The organism is Niveispirillum sp. SYP-B3756 (assembly GCF_009495745.1).
Classification (GTDB): Bacteria; Pseudomonadota; Alphaproteobacteria; order Azospirillales; family Azospirillaceae; genus Niveispirillum.
The window spans coordinates 656,323-675,543 of sequence record NZ_WIDQ01000002.1; the positions used below are offsets into that span (position 1 = coordinate 656,323).

Annotated in this window: 16 protein-coding genes; 6 read left to right on the plus strand and 10 right to left on the minus strand. The window is 64.0% G+C overall.

Going from position 1 to position 19,221, the window contains the following annotated elements:
• Positions 1–12 precede the first annotated feature (12 nt).
• The 4 genes from GE253_RS06765 to GE253_RS06780 are packed head-to-tail and all read left to right on the plus strand — an operon-like array spanning position 13 to position 4,183.
• Complete coding sequence (locus GE253_RS06765) at positions 13–1,695, plus strand: alpha/beta hydrolase (protein WP_153203349.1); 1,683 nt, start codon at positions 13–15, stop codon at positions 1,693–1,695.
• A gap of 6 nt (positions 1,696–1,701) precedes the next feature.
• Entirely contained in the window at positions 1,702–2,616 is a 915-nt protein-coding gene (locus GE253_RS06770) for a VOC family protein (protein WP_153203350.1), read from the plus strand.
• Complete coding sequence (locus GE253_RS06775) at positions 2,616–3,851, plus strand: MFS transporter (RefSeq protein ID WP_153203351.1); 1,236 nt, start codon at positions 2,616–2,618, stop codon at positions 3,849–3,851. The genes GE253_RS06770 and GE253_RS06775 overlap by 1 nt, the downstream gene beginning before the upstream one ends.
• Before the next feature lie 23 nt (positions 3,852–3,874).
• Positions 3,875–4,183: an REDY-like protein HapK gene (locus GE253_RS06780; RefSeq protein WP_153203352.1), complete on the plus strand. Its 309-nt coding sequence runs from the start codon at positions 3,875–3,877 to the stop codon at positions 4,181–4,183.
• A gap of 53 nt (positions 4,184–4,236) precedes the next feature.
• Here GE253_RS06780 and GE253_RS06785 read toward each other — a convergent pair whose 3' ends face one another.
• Positions 4,237–5,604, minus strand: a complete 1,368-nt coding sequence (locus GE253_RS06785) for an MmgE/PrpD family protein (protein WP_211101368.1) — start codon at positions 5,602–5,604, stop codon at positions 4,237–4,239.
• Positions 5,605–5,707: 103 nt separating this feature from the next.
• Between GE253_RS06785 and GE253_RS06790 the strand changes: the two genes are divergently transcribed.
• Both GE253_RS06790 and GE253_RS06795 read left to right on the plus strand, forming a co-directional pair.
• The gene (locus tag GE253_RS06790; protein ID WP_153203354.1) at positions 5,708–7,102 is read left to right on the plus strand and encodes an FAD-dependent oxidoreductase; all 1,395 of its coding nucleotides are present in this window, start codon (positions 5,708–5,710) and stop codon (positions 7,100–7,102) included.
• Between the two features lie 276 nt (positions 7,103–7,378).
• The gene (locus GE253_RS06795) at positions 7,379–8,227 is read left to right on the plus strand and encodes an SDR family NAD(P)-dependent oxidoreductase (RefSeq protein ID WP_153203355.1); all 849 of its coding nucleotides are present in this window, start codon (positions 7,379–7,381) and stop codon (positions 8,225–8,227) included.
• 36 nt (positions 8,228–8,263) lie between these two features.
• Here GE253_RS06795 and GE253_RS06800 read toward each other — a convergent pair whose 3' ends face one another.
• The 9 genes from GE253_RS06800 to GE253_RS06840 form a co-directional block, all read right to left on the minus strand.
• Positions 8,264–9,061, minus strand: coding sequence for a GntR family transcriptional regulator (locus GE253_RS06800; RefSeq protein ID WP_089289979.1), 798 nt, complete (start codon positions 9,059–9,061; stop codon positions 8,264–8,266).
• Between the two features lie 91 nt (positions 9,062–9,152).
• Positions 9,153–10,067 (minus strand): polysaccharide deacetylase family protein, encoded by a 915-nt coding sequence (locus tag GE253_RS06805; RefSeq protein ID WP_153203356.1) that lies wholly within the window; start codon positions 10,065–10,067, stop codon positions 9,153–9,155.
• Positions 10,064–11,020, minus strand: coding sequence for a polysaccharide deacetylase family protein (locus GE253_RS06810; protein WP_153203357.1), 957 nt, complete (start codon positions 11,018–11,020; stop codon positions 10,064–10,066). The genes GE253_RS06805 and GE253_RS06810 overlap by 4 nt, the downstream gene beginning before the upstream one ends.
• A gap of 58 nt (positions 11,021–11,078) precedes the next feature.
• On the minus strand, positions 11,079–11,771 hold the full coding sequence (locus GE253_RS06815) for an isochorismatase family protein (RefSeq protein WP_247878504.1): 693 nt from the start codon (positions 11,769–11,771) through the stop codon (positions 11,079–11,081).
• A gap of 130 nt (positions 11,772–11,901) precedes the next feature.
• Positions 11,902–13,266, minus strand: a complete 1,365-nt coding sequence (locus GE253_RS06820) for a PepSY domain-containing protein (RefSeq protein WP_153203358.1) — start codon at positions 13,264–13,266, stop codon at positions 11,902–11,904.
• A 4-nt stretch (positions 13,267–13,270) separates the two neighbouring features.
• Positions 13,271–15,577 (minus strand): TonB-dependent receptor, encoded by a 2,307-nt coding sequence (locus tag GE253_RS06825; protein WP_211101369.1) that lies wholly within the window; start codon positions 15,575–15,577, stop codon positions 13,271–13,273.
• Between the two features lie 95 nt (positions 15,578–15,672).
• On the minus strand, positions 15,673–16,044 hold the full coding sequence (locus tag GE253_RS06830; protein WP_173012533.1) for a DUF2946 family protein: 372 nt from the start codon (positions 16,042–16,044) through the stop codon (positions 15,673–15,675).
• 182 nt (positions 16,045–16,226) lie between these two features.
• Entirely contained in the window at positions 16,227–18,524 is a 2,298-nt protein-coding gene (locus GE253_RS06835; protein WP_173012534.1) for a TonB-dependent receptor, read from the minus strand.
• 179 nt (positions 18,525–18,703) lie between these two features.
• Positions 18,704–19,201, minus strand: coding sequence for a VOC family protein (locus GE253_RS06840; RefSeq protein WP_153203361.1), 498 nt, complete (start codon positions 19,199–19,201; stop codon positions 18,704–18,706).
• Positions 19,202–19,221 lie beyond the last annotated feature (20 nt).

Here is a 19,221-nt window from a genome sequence, read left to right on the forward strand (position 1 = left end):
GGAGTGCAGGGTGTGGCGGAACCACAAATCTGTAAAGCCTATGTCGCAGTTGCCGGCGGGCAGGTGCATTACCGCCGCGCGGGTTCCGGCCCGCCGTTGGTGCTGTTGCATGACAGCCCGCGTTCGTCCCTGCTGCATCTGGATCTGATCCGCCATCTGGCCGACCGCTTTACGGTTTACGCCCTGGATACGCCGGGTTACGGGGAATCATCCCCGCTCACCCGCCAGGGGCGGGCCCTGGAAGTGGCGGATTTCGCCGAGGCGCTGGCGGCCACCGTGGCCGCCTTGGGGCTGGAGAAGGCGGGTTTCTACGGTTTCCACACCAGTTCCAAAATTCTGCTGGATTTCGCCGTCCGCCACCCGGAAAAGGTGGCGGTGGCGCTGCTGGATGGCCTGTCCATCGCCAAGGGTGGCAAGCCCGATCCGGCCTTCATCGATGCCTATATGCGCCCTTTCACGGTGGATGCGGACGGGTCTTTCCTGGTGCGGGAATGGACGCGGGTGCGTGACACCTGGCGCTGGTTCCCCTGGTTTGCCGCCAGCCCCCCCAGCCGGATGCCCATCGCCCAGCCGCCGCTGGCGGAAATCCATGATTATTTCCTGGATTACGCCATGGCCGGGCCGAACTATGCCAGCGCTTACCGCGCCGCCATGGAACATCAGCCCCTGGACAATGTCGGCCGTATCACCGCCCCGACGCAGATTTTCGCCCGTGCGGATGATGTGCTGTTCGGTTGCCTGGACTTGCTGCCCAGCCCCGGCCCGGCGGGCCTGTCGGTGGCCCGCCTCTCGGCCGACCGCAGCCAGTGGATGGCCCATATCAAGGACATGTTCGAACGCTATCGCGCCGACATGCAGGCGGTGCCGGCCCCGGTGGTCGCCATCGGCGGCCCCTTCAGCCACTATATCGATCTGCCCCATGGCCAGATGCGGGTGCAGTCCAATGCCGGCATCGGCCGGCCCATCCTGCTGCTGCATGATCTGCCGGGCGGGGCCATGGCAGCGGCGGGGCTGCAGGCAGCCCTGGCCGCTGGTGGCCGACCGGTTCATGCCCCGGACCTGCCGGGCTGCGGCCAGTCCGACCCGCTGCCCCTGGCCACGGCGGATGCCTATGCCACGGCCCTGGCCCAGGCGGTAAAGGTGCTGGAACTGGGGCCGTTCGATCTGGTGGCAAATGGCCTTTCCGTGCCGCTGGCCCTGGCCCTGCTGCGCGCGGGCCTGCCGATCCAGCGCGCCGTGCTGGATGGGATGCCACTGTTGGGGACGGAGGCCCGTGCCGGGATGCTGGATTATCTGGCGGCCCCGCTGGCGCCGGATCGGGCGGGAACCCATGTGCTGCGCGGCTGGCACGCGCTGCGCGATGCGGCGGCCAGCTTCCCGGCGCAGGATGGCGGCATCGCCGCCGTGCGCTCTGACAGCGCGGCGTTGGAGGGGCAATCGCTGTTCCTGCGTCTACTGGACATGCTGAAACAGCCCACTCATCAGGGCGATGCCCTGCGGGCCGCCTTTGATCATGATGCCGCTGTCCGTCTGGCGGATGTGCCGATGCCCATCCTGTTGCCCGTGGTGGCGGGCGACCCGCTTTATGGGCAGGTGCCGGCGGTGGCGCGGATGCTGGCCCGGGCCAATATCCAACCGCGTCCGGCGGATGTGTCCGGGCGTGCCGCCCTTTTCCTTTCCTTCCTGGCCGGGTGAGACCTGATGACAGAATCCTTCGACCGTCACGGACGGATCAAGTGCGGCACCATCGCCACGCCGGTCTTCGATGCCTCGCTGGCCGATTACCGCGATGTGCTGGGGCTGGAACTGCTGGAACAGGGGCAGGTTGCCGCCGATCTGGCTGCAAGCTGGGGGGCCCCCGGCGTGGCCGGTGCCCGCACCGCCCTGCTGCGTCCGACCAGCGGCAATGGCTGCTATTACCGGCTGGTGGAGGTGTCCCCGACGCCGGATTATCGGCCGGCCCGCTCCTATGGCTGGGTTGCCTATGAAATCACCGTGGAAGATGTCTTCGCCCTGCATGAACGGCTGAAGGATAGCGGCTTCACCATCATCGGCCCGCCCAAGCTGGTGGAAGGCTTCAGCAATTTCATCCCCATGCAGGCCATCGGCCGGGGTGGGGAGATCGTCTATCTCAATCAGGTGCTGAAATCGATGAGCGACCTGGACCTGCCGATGGCCGGGTCCGGGGTGGACACGATCTTCATCGCCATCCTGGCGGCCTCTGACATCAAGGCATCGCTGGCCTTCCAGGTGGAAGAACTGGGCTTTGCCGAGGGCGGCACCTACAACATCCCCTATAGCGTCATCAACAATGCCTTTGGCCTGCCGGCCGACAACCGCACCACCATCACTATGACCAAGGTGGACCGGCTGCCGGTGGCGGAGATCGACCTTTACCCCGCCGGCACCATCACCCGGCCCCGGCCGGACGGTGGCCTGCCCCCCGGCAATGCGGTGCTGAGCTTCAATATCGATGATCTGGACAAGGTGACGGCCCCCTTTCTGTCGCCGCCGGCCCGGCGTGACGGGCCGCTTTATGCGGGCCGGCGGGTGGCCACGGTGCTGGGGCCGGATGGCGAGATTTTTGAACTGATCGAAACAGGGAAGGGCGTGTGATGCGTGATGCCGGAAAAGGGGAGTTTTCCCGCGGCTGGACGGTACTGCTGGCGGCCCTGGTGGCCACCATGTGCGGCGCCTCGCCCGTTCCCTTCAACACCATCGGTTCGTTTCTGAAACCGCTATCGGCGGAATTCGGCTGGAATCCCGGCCAGATCATGATCGGCATCATGTGCTATGGCCTGACCGGCTGTATCATGGCGCCGATCGTTGGCGCGCTGGCCGATAAATATGGTGCCCGGCGTGTCGGCCTGTTGTCGCTGATCGGCTTCGGGCTGGCCTTTGCCGGGGTCGGGCTGGTGAGCAGCCTGCCCATGTTCTATGTCATGTATGTGCTGATCGGGCTACTGGGGATCGGTTCCACGCCAATCACCTGGTCGCGGGCGGTCAATCTCTGGTTCGTGCAGAACCGGGGCCTGGCCCTGGGCATCATGCTGCTGGGGACGGGGGTGGCCGGTTTCATCCTGCCCAGCCTGACCGTCTATCTGATCAATAATGCCGGCTGGCGGTGGGCCTATGGCGTGATCGCCCTGCTGCCGCTGCTGGTGGCCTTGCCCGTCGTCATCGCCTTCATGCGTGAACCCAAGCTGGGGGAGGTGCCGAGCGCCGATGCGGGCACCAGCACGAAGACGGGCTTCACCCTGGCAGCGGCGCTGCGGGACAAGCGGTTCTGGATCATGATCGTCTCCTTCACGCTGGTCTCCATCGCCTATGGCGGTTTCCACACCAACCTGCAGAACATGATCCGCCTGAAGGGGATCAGTGACGGCACCGGCGCCCTGATTGCCGGCTGTGTCGGCCTGTCCATCATTGTCGGCCGGGTTGGCACCGGCCTGCTGGTGGACCGGTTCTGGGCCCCGCTGGTGGCGCTGCCGCTCTTGTCCATGCCGGCGCTGGCCTGCGGCATCTTCATCACCGATGCGCCGCCTTTGGCCCTGATCGTGCTGGCCGCCGTGATGCTGGGCTTTGCGGCGGGGGCGGAAACCGACCTGATCGCCTATCTGGCCGGGCGTTATTTCGGCATGGCCTATTATGGCCGCATCTACGGAATGCTCTATGCCGCCTTCGCCGGTGGCTCGGCCATCTCCCCGCCGCTCTACGGCTATGTGGTGTCCACCCATGGCAATTACACGCCGATCCTGATCGCATCGGCGGTGATGTTCGTGGCGGGTGCCATCCTGCTGATGTTGCTGGGCCGCTACCCCACCAGTTTCCCCGCCGTCAAACCGGCCTGAAAGAGAAAGAAAGGAATATTCCCATGTCCAGCCGCATCGTCGCCCTTTTCAACCTGAAGCCCGGCGTCAGCGTTGAACAATATGAAGCCTGGGCCAAGGAAAAGGATTTGCCGGTGGTCAATGGCCTGAAGTCCATCGACAGCTTCGAGGTGTTCCGCGTCACCGGTTCCCTGACGGGCGGGGCGGCACCCTATCAATATGTGGAGATCATCGATATCGCCGATATGGCCGCCTTCGGCCAGGATATCGCCACAGAGAAGATGCAGGCCATCGCCGCAGAGTTCCAGACCCTGGCCGACGTGGTGTTCCTGACCACGGACAAGCTGGGCTGATCCGCGAAAGACGAAAAAGGGGCGGTGCCACCGGGCGCCACCCCTTTTCCATATCAGCCCTCCAGGGCGGCCCAGATTGCGGCGGCGGCGTCCTTTTCTTCTGCCAGCCGGTCGAACAAGGCTGCTACCCCCTCATGCCGGCCGCCGGCGCCGCCAAATTCCAGGCAGCGCTGGGCCTTTTCCAGATGTTCCTGGCGCGACAGCGGCCAGGAGGGGGCGCCGAACTGGGCCGTCACCTCGACCGATATCTCACGCCCATCCACCAGCGTGGCAATGGCGCGGGCCGGGACGAAGGCGGCGGGGTCGGGATTGCCATCATCCTCCACCACAATCCGGCGGGCGATATCGGCAATGTCCGGATCGTTCAGCCGCTCCGCCCCGAAATCGGCCAGGCCCACCGTGCCGCGCGTCAGCACCACCCCGCCCAGATAGGCAAAGCACAGTCGCGCATAGGCCGGTGCCATCTCCGCCTTGGCCGGGCGGCCGACCAGCCGGGCGATCAATGGCGGGGCGCGGTAGGTCAGCTTTTTCAGGTTGATGGCAGTCACCCCCTGTTCGCGCATCAGCATCTGGGTGGCGACAATGGCGCCATGGGCGGCGCGGCCGGTGGGGAAGGGCTTCCAGCTCACCTCCTCAATCCGGTGGCGGCCTTTCAAACCATCCAGCAGCCGGTTGATATCGTACCCCGTCTCAAACAGGGTCAGATAGCCAAACGGCCCATCGATGGAACCCAGCGGGCCGGGCAGCCCGGCGAGCGCCAGATCGACCGCCTGCAGGGCCGAGCGGGCGGCACCGGCGATCTGCAAGGGCAGGGTGGGCTTGCCCTCCACATGCGCCTGCATGGTGCCGGATGCATAGGCAAGGGCATAGCCAAAAGCATTCAAGGTCACGTCGCGCGACAGGCCTCGCAGGTTGGCGATGGCGGCAACACAGCCGAAAATCCCCGCCGTGGCTGGGCGGAAGAATTTCAGTGGCGTTGTCACCGCCACCCCCAACCCGGCGGCGACATCCACCCCGGCCACCAGGGCCGTCAACAGCCGTTCACCATCATAGGGGCCGCTGCGATCCGCTTCGGCCAGCAGGGCAGAGGCGATGGTCGCCAGCGGATGCACCACCGCCGGTTCATGCACGCAGTCAAATTCCTGGGAATGGATTTGAAAGGCGTTGACGAAGGCCGCATGGGGGGCCGGCAGGCGTAGGCCCGGCCTGCCCATCACCCGCCCGCCGCCATCGGCCCCCGGCTCCCCCCACAGGCGGGCGGCCGTCAGCACATCATCAGCATGGGCGGCCTTGGCCCCGGCCACGCCGACACACAGGCTGTCATGCAGGAAGGTGGCCGCCATGCTGCGGGTCTGCGGGGGCAGATCGGCCCAGCGCTGCGACAGGACATGATCGACAAGGATTTCAGCGGCGTTGGGCAAGGCGGAAACTCCTGAGACGGATGCGGATTCCGGTTCAAACCTACATAATGGTATGTCATTATACCATTCAAAATCCAGATCCGGGTAATGATAGGGAAGCAGCATGTCGGTGATTTTGACCCGTGACACGCCTTTTGAGGCGACCGTCCCCCTGTTGGTCGTGGGCGGTGGTGCCTGTGGCCTGACGGCGGCGCTGGCCGCCCGTGACGAGGGGGTTGAGGTCGTGGTGCTGGAACGTGATCCCCTGCCGCAGGGCAGCACCTCCATGTCACTGGGCGCGCTCTGCGCCTCCGGCTCCGCTGAACAGAAACGCCATGGCGTCGACGATGGCGAAGAACGCTTCTTTCAGGATGTGATGGCCAAGACCCATGGCACGGCCGACCCGCTGCTGGCCCGTGTGGTGGGGGCGGAATCCGGCCCGGCGCTGGATTGGCTGGCCGAACGGCATGGGGTGGAACTGGTGCTGGAAACCGGCTGGACGCCCGCCTTCGGCCATAGCGTGATGCGGATGCATGTCACCCCCGGCCGCACCGGCGCCGACCTGATGGAACGGCTGGTGGCGGCGTGCGAGCGGGCGGGGGCCGATATCCTGACCGACGCGCATGTCACCGCACTTTATGCCGATGGGGAGCGGGTGACGGGCGTGCGCCTGCAGCGCCCCGATGGCAGCACGGAGGATATCGGCTGTGACGCGCTGGTGCTGGCCAGTTGCGGCTTTGGCGGCAATCACCAGATGGTGGCGGAAAACATCCCCTCCATGGCCCATGCCCGCTATTTCGGCTGGGAAGGCAACCAGGGCGACGCCATCCTGTGGGGCAAGGCGCTGGGGGCCGGTCTGGGCGACATGGATGCCTATCAGGGCCTGGGCCTGTTGGCCGATCCGCAGGGGATCGACGTCAATCCCCGCCTGTTGATCGAAGGCGGGGTGCAGGTGAACCAGCAGGGTGAGCGCTTCGGGCATGAGCTGGAGGATGTCTCCGGTGCTGGTGCCCGCGTCATCGCCCAGCCGGGCGGTGTGGCCTGGGTGATCTATGACGATCGCATCCACCAGAACTGCAAGGAGCTGCCGCAATATAAGGTGCTGTCGGGCCTGGGCGGCATCCGCTCTGCCCCCGATATTGAAGGGCTGGCGGCACAGGCCGGCATCGATCCGGCGGGGCTGGCCCGCACCATGGCGGAGGTGGCGGGGTTTGTCGCCAGCGGGGCGCAGGATGGTTTTGGCCGTGCCTTCCCCGGCCCGGCGCTGGCATCGCCCTTCTACGCCGCCCGCGTCACCGGCGCGCTGTTCCATACCCAGGGCGGGCTGCTGGTGGATGAGAATGCCCAGGTCCGCCGGGTGAATGGGGGCTTGCTGCCCAACCTTTACGCCGGCGGCGGCGCCGCCCGTTCCATCGGCGGCCCCGGCCCGTCCGGCTATCTGCCGGGGGCAGGGCTGTGCATGGCCGTGACGCTGGGCCGGCTGGCCGGGCGGGCGGCGGGGCGGGCGGTGAAGGGGTGAGCCACCCGACGGAGGGCTGGGTGGGCTTTTGCGGACGTATCGCTCAACCATTCCACCCTGCTCCACCGTCACCCATGCTGCGGCCGGGGTCCAGGGGCTACAAGCGTTTTCCTCTACGAAACTGGACCCCGGCCTTCGCCGGGGTGACGGTAGAGAGGGCTCATAATGAAGGGTGCATTGTACAAGGGGGAGAAAGCGGCTTCGTGTGAAAGCCCTACCCACCCACCCGACTAAAAACCATCATCCAGCCCCCCAAAAACAGGGAGACTTCACATCATGTCGCAGAACACAGGCCGCTTTGCCGGCAAGGTTGCCGTGGTCACCGGGTCCGGCCGCCGGGCCGGGTTGGGGGAGGCGATTGCCCGCCGGCTAGCCGCTGATGGGGCCAGCATCGTGCTGTCCGATATTGGCCGTTCCGCCGATGCCGCCACGCCCGACAGCATGATCGGTGGCATGTCGGAAATGCAGGCCCTGGCCGCCGACATTGCCGCCAGCACCGGATCGCGGGTGGAAACCTTCGTCTGCGATGTGCGCAAGATCGACTCTATGCGCGCCATGGCGGCCTTCGCGGTAGAGAAGCTGGGCGGGCTGGATTTCTGGATCAACAATGCCGGCATCGGCTACATCATGAAGCCGCTGCTGGAGCTGGAGGTCGAGGAATGGCAGGCGGTCATCGATGTGAACCTGACCGGCTGTTTCAACGGCATCAAGGCGGCGGCTGAAATCATGGTGCCGGCGGCCAAGGGCGGGCGCATCATCAATATCGCCAGCCAGGCCGCCAAGTCGGGCTTCCCGTTCGCCGCCGGCTATTGCGCCTCCAAGCATGGTCTGGTCGGGCTGGTGCGTTCCGCGGCGATTGAACTGGGCCGCCACAAGATCACCGTCAACAATGTCTGCCCCAACCATGTCACCACCGGGCTGGGCGCCTGGCAGAATGAATATTTCTCCAAGCAGCTTGGCATGACGATGGAGCAATATCTGGATGCCATGAAGGGCCGTATCCCCATGGGCCGCCCCGGTGTGCCGGCGGATACGGCCAATGCGGTGGCCTTCCTCTGCTCCGACGAGGCCATCTATATCACCGCCGAAAGCATGAATGTCTCCGGCGGTGAGGAACCGCACTGATCAGGACAGGACGGCGGCGGGGGGAACAACCCCCGCTTACCCTTCCGATTTCCAGGCGCTGCTGCCGCCCTTGCGGTTGGAGCGCATATGGTATTTGAACCGGTCGGGCCGGTAATGGGCATAGAGCAACTGCACCGCCCGGCCTGACTTGTCCCGCATCACCCGTTCAATGCGCAGCAGCGGCGCGCCGGGGTCCAGCCCCAGATGGGCGGCCAGCGGCGGCTCGGCCGCCACAGCGGTGATCCATTGTTCCGCCTCGTGCGCGGCGGCGCCGATCCGTTCCAGCAGCACCAGGGTGGGCGTTGTTTCCATATCCTGCCGGCTGATCCGGGCCGCGATATCGGCCGGCATGTACTGCACCAGATAGGAGAAGGGCTCGCCCGATAATTTGCGCAGGCGCACCGCGCGCTGCACCGGGCTGCCCGGCTCAATATCCAGCAGATCGGCGACGATGCTGGAGGCCGGGCCGTCGCTGGTCTCCAGTATCTCCACTTCCGTTTCCAGGCCCAGGGTCTTCAGGCTTTCGATCAGATTGTCGAAACTGCCATGGACCTGGGGCAGGGCGGCCGATGCCGTCACCACCGTGCCGCGCCCGCGATGCCGGCTGACCAGATCATGGGCCGCCAGCTCATTCAGCGCGCGCTTCACGGTGATGCGGGAGACATCGAACAGCTTCGCCAGTTCCTGCTCACCGGGAATGACCGAATTGGCCGGAAATTCCCCGGTCCTGATCTTTTCCCGCAGCACGAGGAAGATCTGGTGGTAAAGCGGGGTCGGGGCGGAATGATCCAACTGGTCCGGGCTCAGTCCTGTATGGGTGTTGGGCTGGTCCATCGATCTCCGCCGGCTCGCCTGTTCTAGGGTAGATATTTCAGCTATATCGGATCGCGCCGTCGCGCAAGCCTGCCTGATAGGTCATTGACAATCAAATGATTGTCAATTCAGACGGCTGCACACAGCCGCAACCTGCCCTGGCAAGCACGCCGGCCAGACTGTCGCCCAGCGGCTTGATGCGATAGGGCAGACCGCTGACATAGGGCCGGATGGTCAGCGTCAGCAGGCGCGGGCTCTGCATCCGCGCCGCCTCGTCCAGCAGCCAGTCGGCGGCATCGCCCACCTGCGCCACCCATTCATGCTCGGGCCGGGAATAGCCGATCAGGATTTGCCAGTCATCCAGCTCGTTGGACAGCGGCAGGGCCGTCAGATCGCCCGACTCCGTGGCAAAACGGGTGGGCAGATCATCATGCGCCCAATCGGCAAACCAGCGCAGGCCGGCAGCGGCCAGCCGGGCCGGGGTCTGGAAACCCTCTGCACGGGCCGGGCTGATCCAGCCGGTAGGGCGCCGGCCGCTGGCTGTTTCGATGGCGGAAAGCGTGTCGGCGATGTAGCGGTTTTCCACCGCCGCCGACAGGCCGGAATGGTGCAGCGCGTCAGTATCCCAGCCATGGGCGCAAATATCATGCCCCGCCGCTGCCACATCGCGCACCAGTTGCGGGTAACGCTCGGCCACCGCCCCCTGCACGGCGAAGGTGGCCTTCACGCCCAGCTTGGCGAACAGTTTCAACAGGCGATAGGCGCCGACCCGGTTGCCATAATCGCGCGTCGTGTAATGGCGCAGGTCGGGATAGGGCGTCTGCATCGCCCCCGGTGCCTTGAAAGGCTGGCCAGACGGGTTCAGCGGGAAAAATTCCAGCGGCACCACCACCCACAGGCCCAGCTTCAACCCGCCCGGCAGGGCGATGGGCCGGCGGTCGGGCAGGGGGGCGGCCGGATAATGGGCATGGTCCGGCCCGGCCTTGCGCTGCGGATAGACCAGATAGCTGTCGGGAAGGGTGCTCATGCCGCATCTCCTGCGGGATTGAAGCCGGTGCCGGGCCGGGCGCAGCCGCGCGCCTGAATGTCGGCCAGGGACTGGTCGTAATGGTTGGCCAGGTAGAATTCGGCGATTTCCTTCGCCGTCGTCACCCAGATATCATCGCGGTGGCTGGTGATATAGCGCAGCGCCTCGCGGAATGGTCCCATCCGGTGCGGATGGCCCACCAGATAGGCGTGCAGCGGGATGCACATCACCGTGCCCGTCTCCGCGCCCTCTTCCAGCAACTGGTCGAAATGGCGCATCAGCGCGTCGGCATAGGCGCGCGGGCTCTGATGATAAACGCCATAGGTGATGACGTCGTTGACTTCCAGGCTATAGGGCATGGAGATCAAGCGGTTATTGCCCTTCACCTTCATCGGCTGGGGCTGGTCATCCTGGAACAGGTCGCAACTGTACCAGAATTCATATTCCGCCAGCAGATCCATGGTGCGTTCGGTATGGGTCAGCGCCGGGGCCAGATAGCCGCGGATGCGCTGGCCCGTGGCATCCATCACCGACTTGATGCTGTCCTCGATGACCGCGCGTTCCTGCGCCTCGGTCATATTATAGGAATAGCGGGTGTTATAGATGCCGTGGCTGAAGAATTCCCAGTTCCGGTCCACGCAGGCCTGAATGATTTCCGGGTGGTGGTCCAGCATGGCGCAAGACAGGCTGATGGAGCCGCGCACGCCGCATTCGTCCATCGCCTCCATCAAGCGCCAATGGCCGACCCGGTTGCCCCAGTCGCGCGCGGAATAGGGCACCACATCCGGGTGCGGCCGGCCCCAGGGCTTGCGCGACGGGTTGATGGGCGGGTTCAGCTCGTAAAATTCAATATTGGGGGCGACCCAGAAGGCCAGCTTCTTTTCCCCCGGCCAGACAATCTTTGGCCGGTCCTGATAGGGCCAGAAATCATAGAGATTGGGATCGCGGTGCATGGGCTTGGTTTCCCGGAAGGATGCGATATCGATAGGGCGGTTGGCGCTGCAGACGCGGTTACGTCACCGCCAGGGCGGCCAGATGCGCCTCCACCTCCGCCACACCCACCACATCGGCATATTTCAGCAGCAGGTCGGTCAGGTTGGCGAAATGATAGCTTTCATGCTTATCGGCCACGCATTCTTCCGGCACGATGGTGCGATAGCCGCGCGACAGGCTGTCCACCGCCGTGGCGCGCACACAGCCGGACGTACTGCCGCCGGTCACCACCACCGTGTCGATCTTGTGCCAGACCAGATAGGATTGCAGCGGCGTTTCATGGAAGGCGGACGGCATCCGCTTGTCATAAACCAAGTCCACCGCCGCATCGATCTCCACCCGTGGATCGAAGGTATGGCGCTCACTATCCTTGGCGATGTTCTGCAGGCTGTCGGGCGTGTTGGTGCGCGTCCCCCAGATGCCGGCATCGCCGCCATCTGCCTTATAACACACACGCGTCCAGACCACCGGCATCCCCAGCGCGCGAGCAGCCGCACTGATGCGGTTGACATGGGCGATCTGGTCCGGGTCGGTGACATAGGCTGACACCGGGAACAGGTCGGGCCTGGTATAGGCCTGCTGGAAATCCACATTCACAATGGCCAGCCGTTGGCCAAAACCGAATTTGGCCCGCGTCGGGTTCGCCTTCACCCGTTGATAGATTTCGCGGGCCGTCTTTTCCTCACGCACCATGGTCGATTCAAAACGCATCGCCAGACCCTTTCAGCGCCCCCTGTTGGGCAGATAGATGGTATATCTTTATACCATGCTAATCCATCAACCGGGGGGCGCTCAACCCCTTATATACCAATTCCCGCTGATCGCTGGCGATCAGCGGGCCTCAAGCCGGCCGCAGCCCCAGCCAGCGGCGCGCGCCCGTCAGACGCCGCAACAGCAACAGGTCCAGCAAGCCGATGATGATCAGCGATGCCCCCAGCACGGGCAGCAACAGGGCGAAGACCAGCAACAAGCCCGTCATCAGGGCAGCACTGCCCCGGAAGCGCAGGGCCGGCGGGGCACCCAGGGCCCCCGTGGGCCGGCGCTTCCACCACATCACCGCCCCGCTGACCGACAGCAGCACCAAACCCAGTGCCGCCAGCACGCCCAGCGCTTGGTTAAAGGGTCCGAACAACTGGCCCTCGTGGGCGGCGACGCCGATGCCGACAGCACGATCGATGATGTGCCGGTCGGCGAAATCCTGGCGGTAAAGCACCGCCCCGGTCATGCCGTCCAGGTCCACGGAGACGCGTTCCGGCCGGTTCTGGCTCATCCCCCGCACCGCCCAGGGGCCATCGGCGGTCTTGGGCGGGTTGATCAGCACCGGGCCGGCAATATGCAGCTCGGCCGCCCGTGCCGCGATCTCCGTCAAACCAACGGCGCCCGCCAGCATCATGGCCGGGTCATGGTGATGGGCATGGGACGCGGCGGCATCTTCCGCCGCGTCGGCTGCCTTTTCCGCCGCCCGGCTGGTGGTCCAGTCCTGCCGGCCGGCGGTGGTGCCGGTCGCTTCCCGCGCCATCTTGAACCCCGCCCCCCAGACGGTGGCCCAGGGCAACCCGGTCAGCAGCAAGAACAGGGCCAGCAGGGAAATCCAGAAGCCGACCACGGCATGGATATCCCGCCAGAAGGTCCGCCCACCCGCCCGCAGGCGCGGATAGGCAGTGCCGGCCCAGCCCTGGCCGTTGCGCGGCCACCAGAGGTAAAGCCCGCTGACCAGCATGACAATGCCCCAGCAGGCCGCCAGTTCCACCAGCAGCGACCCGCGATCCCCCATCAGCAATTCACCATGGATGCGCTTGATCTGCTGCATCAGCCGGTCTTCGTCGGCCACCTTGTGCAGGATGGCCAGGCTTTCCGGGTGGACATAGACACGCCAGAGGGTGCCGCCCTTGTCCCGCACCAGCACCCGCACCGCCTGGCCTGGTTCCGGCAGGATATAGCTTTGCAGCCGTCCCCCCGGCACGGCGGCCACCGCCGCCACCGCCTGGGCATCGGCATCAGCGGCGGGGCCGGCAAGGGCGAGCCTGTTATAGGGCCGATCGATCCAGGCCTCCACCTGCGGTTTGAACAGGTAGAGCATCCCGGTGATCGACAGGATGATGATGAAGGGCACACAAAACAGCCCGGCATAAAAATGCCAGCGCCAGATGGTACGGTAATCCAGCCAGCCCTGCCGGGCCGGCCTTTCCAGGCTCGCCACGCTCATCGGATCAGCCCTTCCATTTCAGTTCGACGGTGAAGGTGCGCTGCGGATAGGGATGGAAGACCCAGGCCTTGTCATTGCCGATATTATCGACGCCAAAGCTGAACTCTGTCTGGTCGGTGACCTGCCAGGAGAGCTTGGCGTCGAAAATCATCAGTTCCGACGTATAGCCATAGGTGTCACCGCGCTGGGTGCCTTCCAGATTGGTATTGGGGCGCGAGGCATAGCGCCAGCCGGTGGAGAATTTCCAATCCTCCGCCAGCCGATAGCGCAGATTGCCGTTCAGCCGCCATTTCGGGATACGCGGGAACTGCACCCCTTCGGAGGCGGGAACGGAGCGGTTGCGCACGGTCTGGGCATCGATCCAGGCGGCGTTGAAATCCAGGTCCAGCCCATCCAGGCCGACATCCACCGCCTCGATGATCGCTTCCATGCCCCATTGGCGCACCAGATCGATATTCTTGAAGGAGGTGGTGATGACGCCGAACTGGTTGAAACCTTGCTGGCTGAAGATGGCATCTTCCACCCGCTGATAGAACAGGCTGCCGGTCAGGCGGACATCCCCCATCTTGTGATGCAGCATCAGGTTGGCATCACGCGATTCTTCTGCCTTCAGGTTGGGATCAAAGCTGCCAAAGTCGAAATTATTGTTGCTGTCAAACTTGCCCTGGAACAGCTCCCCCACGGTGGGGAAGCGGGTGGTGGTGGCCAGGGAGAGCTGGGCCATCCAGTCTTCCGCCAGTTCGGCGCGGATGCCCAGCGTGGGGTTCACGGCAGTTTTCTGGCGGCCGGCATAATCCTGGAAGCGTGGCCCGGTCTTGCTCTGCGTGCCGATCGAACCGTCAAAGGCACGCCATTGGTCCAGCCGGGCCCCGCCGGTCAGCCAGACCGCATCCGCCACCTGCCATTCATCATCAATGAAGAGGCCAAGCTGGCGCGTCTTGCCCTGGGTGCGGCTGGCGAAGCTGGGCGCGCTGGCCGCGCGCCAGTTCTGCACATTGTTGGTTGTCTGATCGGTGTAATAGAGGTTGCTGTTGATGCCGACCGCCAGATCATGGCGGCCCCACTGGCGTTCCAGCAGCAAATCACCCGTCCACCAGCCGGTATCGCCCTGGTTTGTATCGGTGCCGGTCCCGTTCCTGATGCCATTATCATAGCCGGTGGAGGCGCGGCTGCGCTGCTTGTCGACCAGATAATGTGACAGGTTCAGCGTCACGTTCCAGTCGGCCAACGGGCCGGCCAGCCGCAACCCGCCCAGAAACTCCCGCTTCTCCGACAAGGACAGGTTCAGGGCGGGCAGTGTGTAGGTCTTGCCGGCCACCTGCACCCGGTTATTGGCCGTGGTGAAGACGGGGTTGTCATTGGCATCGCGCAGATAGGTTTGCGGATTGGTGCCGTCACCATCCGACAGCCAGGCCACCAGCATGGCCGTGGCGTTCCAGCCATTGCTGAAATCATAGCCGATGCGGGCGCGCAGCTGATCCTGGGCCGTATCATCGGTGGCATAGGCCCCGGAGACCGGGGTTTTGGTGATCAGCTCCGGATCGGTGATCGCACCGGTGACGGGCGTGCCGGCGGCTCCGCCCTTGACCTCGCTTAACTGATAGAATTGCTGGGGATGGCCCTCATTCTCCAGCCGGCGATAGGAGAGCCGGGCGCTCCACGGCCCATCCTGCTGCTTCCAACTGAAACCGGCCTCCCCGGTATAGCCCTGGAATTTCTTGTCGGTGCCGTACTGCTTATAGGGCTGCACGAAATATTGCGCGGTGGCAAAGCTCTCTGTCCCGTCGGCGGGCGGCTTGGTGGCGATGGAGATGATGCCGCCCATGGAATTGCCGGCATAGCGCGACGAATAGGGGCCATAGACGATATCGAACTGTTTCACCTCCCCGGGCCCCACCACGCCCCATTTGGGCGGGAAACCGAAGCTGTTACCCAGGAAATTGGAGATGACAAACCCATCCACCAGCACCAGCGTGCGGGCCGATTGGGTGGAATGGGTGCCCCGGAAGCCGGGCACCCCGTTGGCGTCGCCGATATAGCGTTTGCGCACGAAGAAATTCGGCGCGTATTTCATCAAATCTTCGACATTGACCGCATTGATGGCGGCAAACTGTTCCTCGCCCAGGGAGACCGACAGGCCACGCGGTTCGATGCTGATCGGCGCGTCACGCTGGCCGACCACGATCACTTCCGCCATCTGGCCGGCGGCATCCGCCACCTCCATTGTTTCGGCAAGGGCGGGGGGCGCAAGGGCGAACAACGCCACGGAAGCCAGGCTCCGGGCGCGCAGGGAGAGAGGGGACAATTTCACGTCCTCCGGCAGGCGGGGCCTTCCCCGCTGCCTCAATATCAGGGCAAACCGTAGCCACCGGCACCAACGGCCGGCGGGACATCTGAAACGGGGGATCAGATGGCCAGTGGCGGCGCCCTGGCGCCCGGTGGGGCGCAGGCCAGAAGACGGGAGAGGGGGACGCAAACCGCCAGCGGCCGGATCAGCCGACATGGCAGCAAAGGCAGCAACAGGGCCGCCAGGAAAAGGATGGGGGTGAAGCCCACCAGGGCCGCAAAGGGGCAAAGCCCCTGCTGGTGCTGATCCACCGGGCCATGCTGGCCGGTGCCATCATCCAGCTTGATGCTGCGTTCGCCCGCGCCGGTACAGATGACCAGCCAGCCCTGGCCGTTACCGGTATCAAGGTTAGGCATGAAGCCAGCCGGGATCAACCCGCGCAGCACCAGGGCAGCCAGCAGCAGCCACGCCGCAAAGCGACGTGTCACCATTCCGCTGAATGCTGATCCACCCCTGTTCATACCTTCCCTTTTGGCGGTTCCCTCGCGCGCGGTCAACGGGATGTTATTGCGACGCTTTAGCAAGGGTGACCATCAAAACGGAAAAGCCCGGCCACGCGTGGGTAAACGCGCGGCCGGGCTTCTTTCAGCGGGGGTTCAGTCCCGCCACCGCATCAGAACTTGCGGGTCAGCGACACGCGGTAACGGCGCGGTTCGCCATAATAATAACCATTGAACACCGAGGTCAGATACAGCTTGTTGGAGCAGTTCTTGCATTCAAAGCCCATCCGCCAGTCCCCGTTATCAGACAGGTAGCTGGCCCCGACATTATAGAGCGTGTAGGAGCGGGCGAAGGTTTCCAGCGCCGTCGGCGTGCGCGGGTTGGACGGGGTGGTGTTGGACGCGGTGGTCCAGAACCCACCCGTATAATTGGCCTCGCCCGTGAAGATGAAGGAGCCGTTCAGCGTTTCCACCGGCACGGTATAGGTGGCCCCGATCGCCAAAGACCGCTTGGGGAAGCGTGACAGCTCGTCCGACGGGTCGATGGCGTTGACGAAGGCACCGGCCGCATTGGTGAAGGACTGGGCCGCCGGGTTGACGCGGGTATATTTGCCTTCCTGCAGGCCCAGGGTGGCGAAGACATCCAGACCAACAGCCGGACGCACGGTGAATTCGAACTCCAGACCCTTCACCTGGATATCGCCGGCGTTGTTCTGCGTGGACAGCGTGGTGCCGGGCAGCGGGCCGGGGGTGGTGTAGGAGAGCTGCAGGTTATCGGTATTGGTAACAAAACCGGTGACATTGAAGCGGACCCGGCGGTCGAACAGGTCACTCTTCACGCCCGCCTCATAAGACCAGGCGATTTCCGGCCGCATGTCCTGGAAGCTCTGCGGCAGATAGGCGGTGCGGCTGTTCCAGCCGCCGGACTTGTAGCCGTTGGTGGCGCTGGCAAACAGCATGATGTCCTGATCGATCTTGTAGTTCAGACCAAATTTCGGGGTCACCTTGTTGGTTTCCAGCCGCGTCTTGATGCCGGCAGCCACAATATCCTTGGTGGTGATACCACCATAGGCGGTCGGCTTCAGGTCCAGCTTCTTCACCTCATTGGTGAAGCGGGCACCGACCACCGCCGTCAGCTCATCCGTCAGCTTGTAGTCGAACTGCGCATAGGCAGCGTAGGAGCTGGTCGTGTTGCGGATGTCACGCACGCTGGAATAGCCGCGACGGCCATTACAGCTCATGTTGCCATCACCGAACAGACCGTTGGAACAGGAAACGGTGCCACCCAGCACCTGCCCGGCCAGGGTCTTGTTATCTTCGTAGAAGTAATAAAGACCCGCCACATAGCTCAGCCGGTCATCAAACAGGTTGCCGACCGCCTTGAATTCCTGGCTGACCATGTCATAGCCGCCATCATTCGTCAGATAGAACGGCACCGGGTTGCTGGTGCGCGAGGCCGGGTTGGAGAAATCGACAACGAATTGCTGATCGATGGTGCGATAGCCGGTGATGCTTTCCAGCGACACGCCATCCAGACGCCATTCGATATCAGCGGTGGCGGCGGTGGTGTTATATTCGGTGCGCAGGCCACGATTATTCAGGGCATCGGCCACCAGATCGCTGGTGCCGCCATGCTTGGTCGCTGCCGCACGCGTTTCGCCCGTTTCATTGGCGAAGGTACGCAGGTACAGGCCGGCACCATCCATATGTTCCACCGACAGATCGATGGTCACATCATCATTGGGCAGCAGGCGGACAGCGCCACGGCCGCCCCAGTTGGTCAGGTCATTCAGCTTTTCGCCATTGGCGACATTGCGCGTCCAGCCACTGTCATCGGCATAAAAGCCGGTGAACTTGGTCAGTACCTTTTCGCTGACCGGAACATTCACGTCCCCGCGCACCACCACCTGATTATAGTTGCCGTAGCTGGTCTGCAGGAAGCCGCCCAGCTCATCGCTCGGCTTCTTCAACTTGACTGAAATGGCGCCACCGGTGGAGTTGCGGCCGAAGGTCGTGCCCTGCGGACCGCGCAGCACTTCCATCTGTTCCACGTCGAAATAGCCGTAATTATTGGCATTCTGACGCGGCACCACCACATCATCCACATAGGTGGAGACGGCGGGGTCGATGGTGGCAATCTGCTCTGTCGAGCCGAGGCCGCGAATATAATAGGTGTTGGCGCTGGGCACGCCGGTATTGTTGGAACCGAACAGGTTCGGCACCGAGCGCACCAGATCCAGCGTGGAGGTGATCTGGCGGTTTTCCAGATCGGCCGCCGTGAAGGCGGAAACCGCCACCGGCACATCCTGCAGGCTGGCGGTGCGGCGGGTCGCCGTCACCACAATCTCTTCAAGCTGCAGGCCGCTATTATCCTGCGCTAGGGCCGGCAGCGCGGCCGCCAACAGGGCCAGCGAAGCGCCCAGCTTCAGGGCCAACGGCATACGGACAGATTTCAGATGCGAATTGTTCATGGTCTCCAGCCTCCTGTTTTCCTTCAATGCGGCCCGGTTCATGCCGGTCCGCGTTTTGCGTTATATTGATATAACATTATATCATGTGAAAGACTTATTTTCGCCGGCACCACTGTTTTTTGGCGATACAAGTATTCTTCGATATTTTTCAGTAACTTACCTGTATTCTGCCGTTTCGCTCACAGCACCACGGGTTCCGTGTTGTGCTGTTCCGCCGGGTCGCGTTCCACCAGATTGATCAGAACCCCGTCCGGATCACGCAGGCAGACTTCCATCTGCTGGCGATGCGGCATGTTGAAGGAAATCGCATCCGGGGCCCAAACCGCCCCGGCGGCGCGGGCAGCGGCAATGGCGTCCGCCACCGGCTTGGCATAGATGACCAGCGCCACTTCCCCGATCCGGGGCGGACCCTCGCTGGGGGGCAGGGCAGGTGGCACCGGGTCGGTCACCTCAAACAGGCCGACCATGCCGAAATTGGGGCCAGCCTGTTTCTTCAATATCCGGCAGCGCACCTTGCTGCTGTCGGGAATGAACAGCACGCTGGCGGCGGACGGGCCGTCCAACATGCCATCGAAATAGACGCCATCGAACCCCAGCGCCTGATAAAAGGCGGTGGAGCGGTCGAGATCGCGCACGAAGACAGCAGCGCGGATCAAGGCGGAAATCGCGTGGGCCATGATCATGTTCCTTTCGCGGA

Coding starts and splice junctions, on each gene's coding strand:
- GE253_RS06800 (WP_089289979.1), bottom strand. CDS start 9,061: ATGGACCAGCCCAACACCCATACAGGACTGAGCCCGGACCAGTTGGAT.
- GE253_RS06840 (WP_153203361.1), bottom strand. CDS start 19,201: ATGGCCCACGCGATTTCCGCCTTGATCCGCGCTGCTGTCTTCGTGCGC.
- GE253_RS06790 (WP_153203354.1), top strand. CDS start 5,708: ATGTCGGTGATTTTGACCCGTGACACGCCTTTTGAGGCGACCGTCCCC.
- GE253_RS06830 (WP_173012533.1), bottom strand. CDS start 16,044: ATGGTGACACGTCGCTTTGCGGCGTGGCTGCTGCTGGCTGCCCTGGTG.
- GE253_RS06815 (WP_247878504.1), bottom strand. CDS start 11,771: ATGCGTTTTGAATCGACCATGGTGCGTGAGGAAAAGACGGCCCGCGAA.
- GE253_RS06775 (WP_153203351.1), top strand. CDS start 2,616: ATGCGTGATGCCGGAAAAGGGGAGTTTTCCCGCGGCTGGACGGTACTG.
- GE253_RS06810 (WP_153203357.1), bottom strand. CDS start 11,020: ATGCACCGCGATCCCAATCTCTATGATTTCTGGCCCTATCAGGACCGG.
- GE253_RS06835 (WP_173012534.1), bottom strand. CDS start 18,524: ATGAACAATTCGCATCTGAAATCTGTCCGTATGCCGTTGGCCCTGAAG.
- GE253_RS06770 (WP_153203350.1), top strand. CDS start 1,702: ATGACAGAATCCTTCGACCGTCACGGACGGATCAAGTGCGGCACCATC.
- GE253_RS06820 (WP_153203358.1), bottom strand. CDS start 13,266: ATGAGCGTGGCGAGCCTGGAAAGGCCGGCCCGGCAGGGCTGGCTGGAT.
- GE253_RS06780 (WP_153203352.1), top strand. CDS start 3,875: ATGTCCAGCCGCATCGTCGCCCTTTTCAACCTGAAGCCCGGCGTCAGC.
- GE253_RS06795 (WP_153203355.1), top strand. CDS start 7,379: ATGTCGCAGAACACAGGCCGCTTTGCCGGCAAGGTTGCCGTGGTCACC.
- GE253_RS06805 (WP_153203356.1), bottom strand. CDS start 10,067: ATGAGCACCCTTCCCGACAGCTATCTGGTCTATCCGCAGCGCAAGGCC.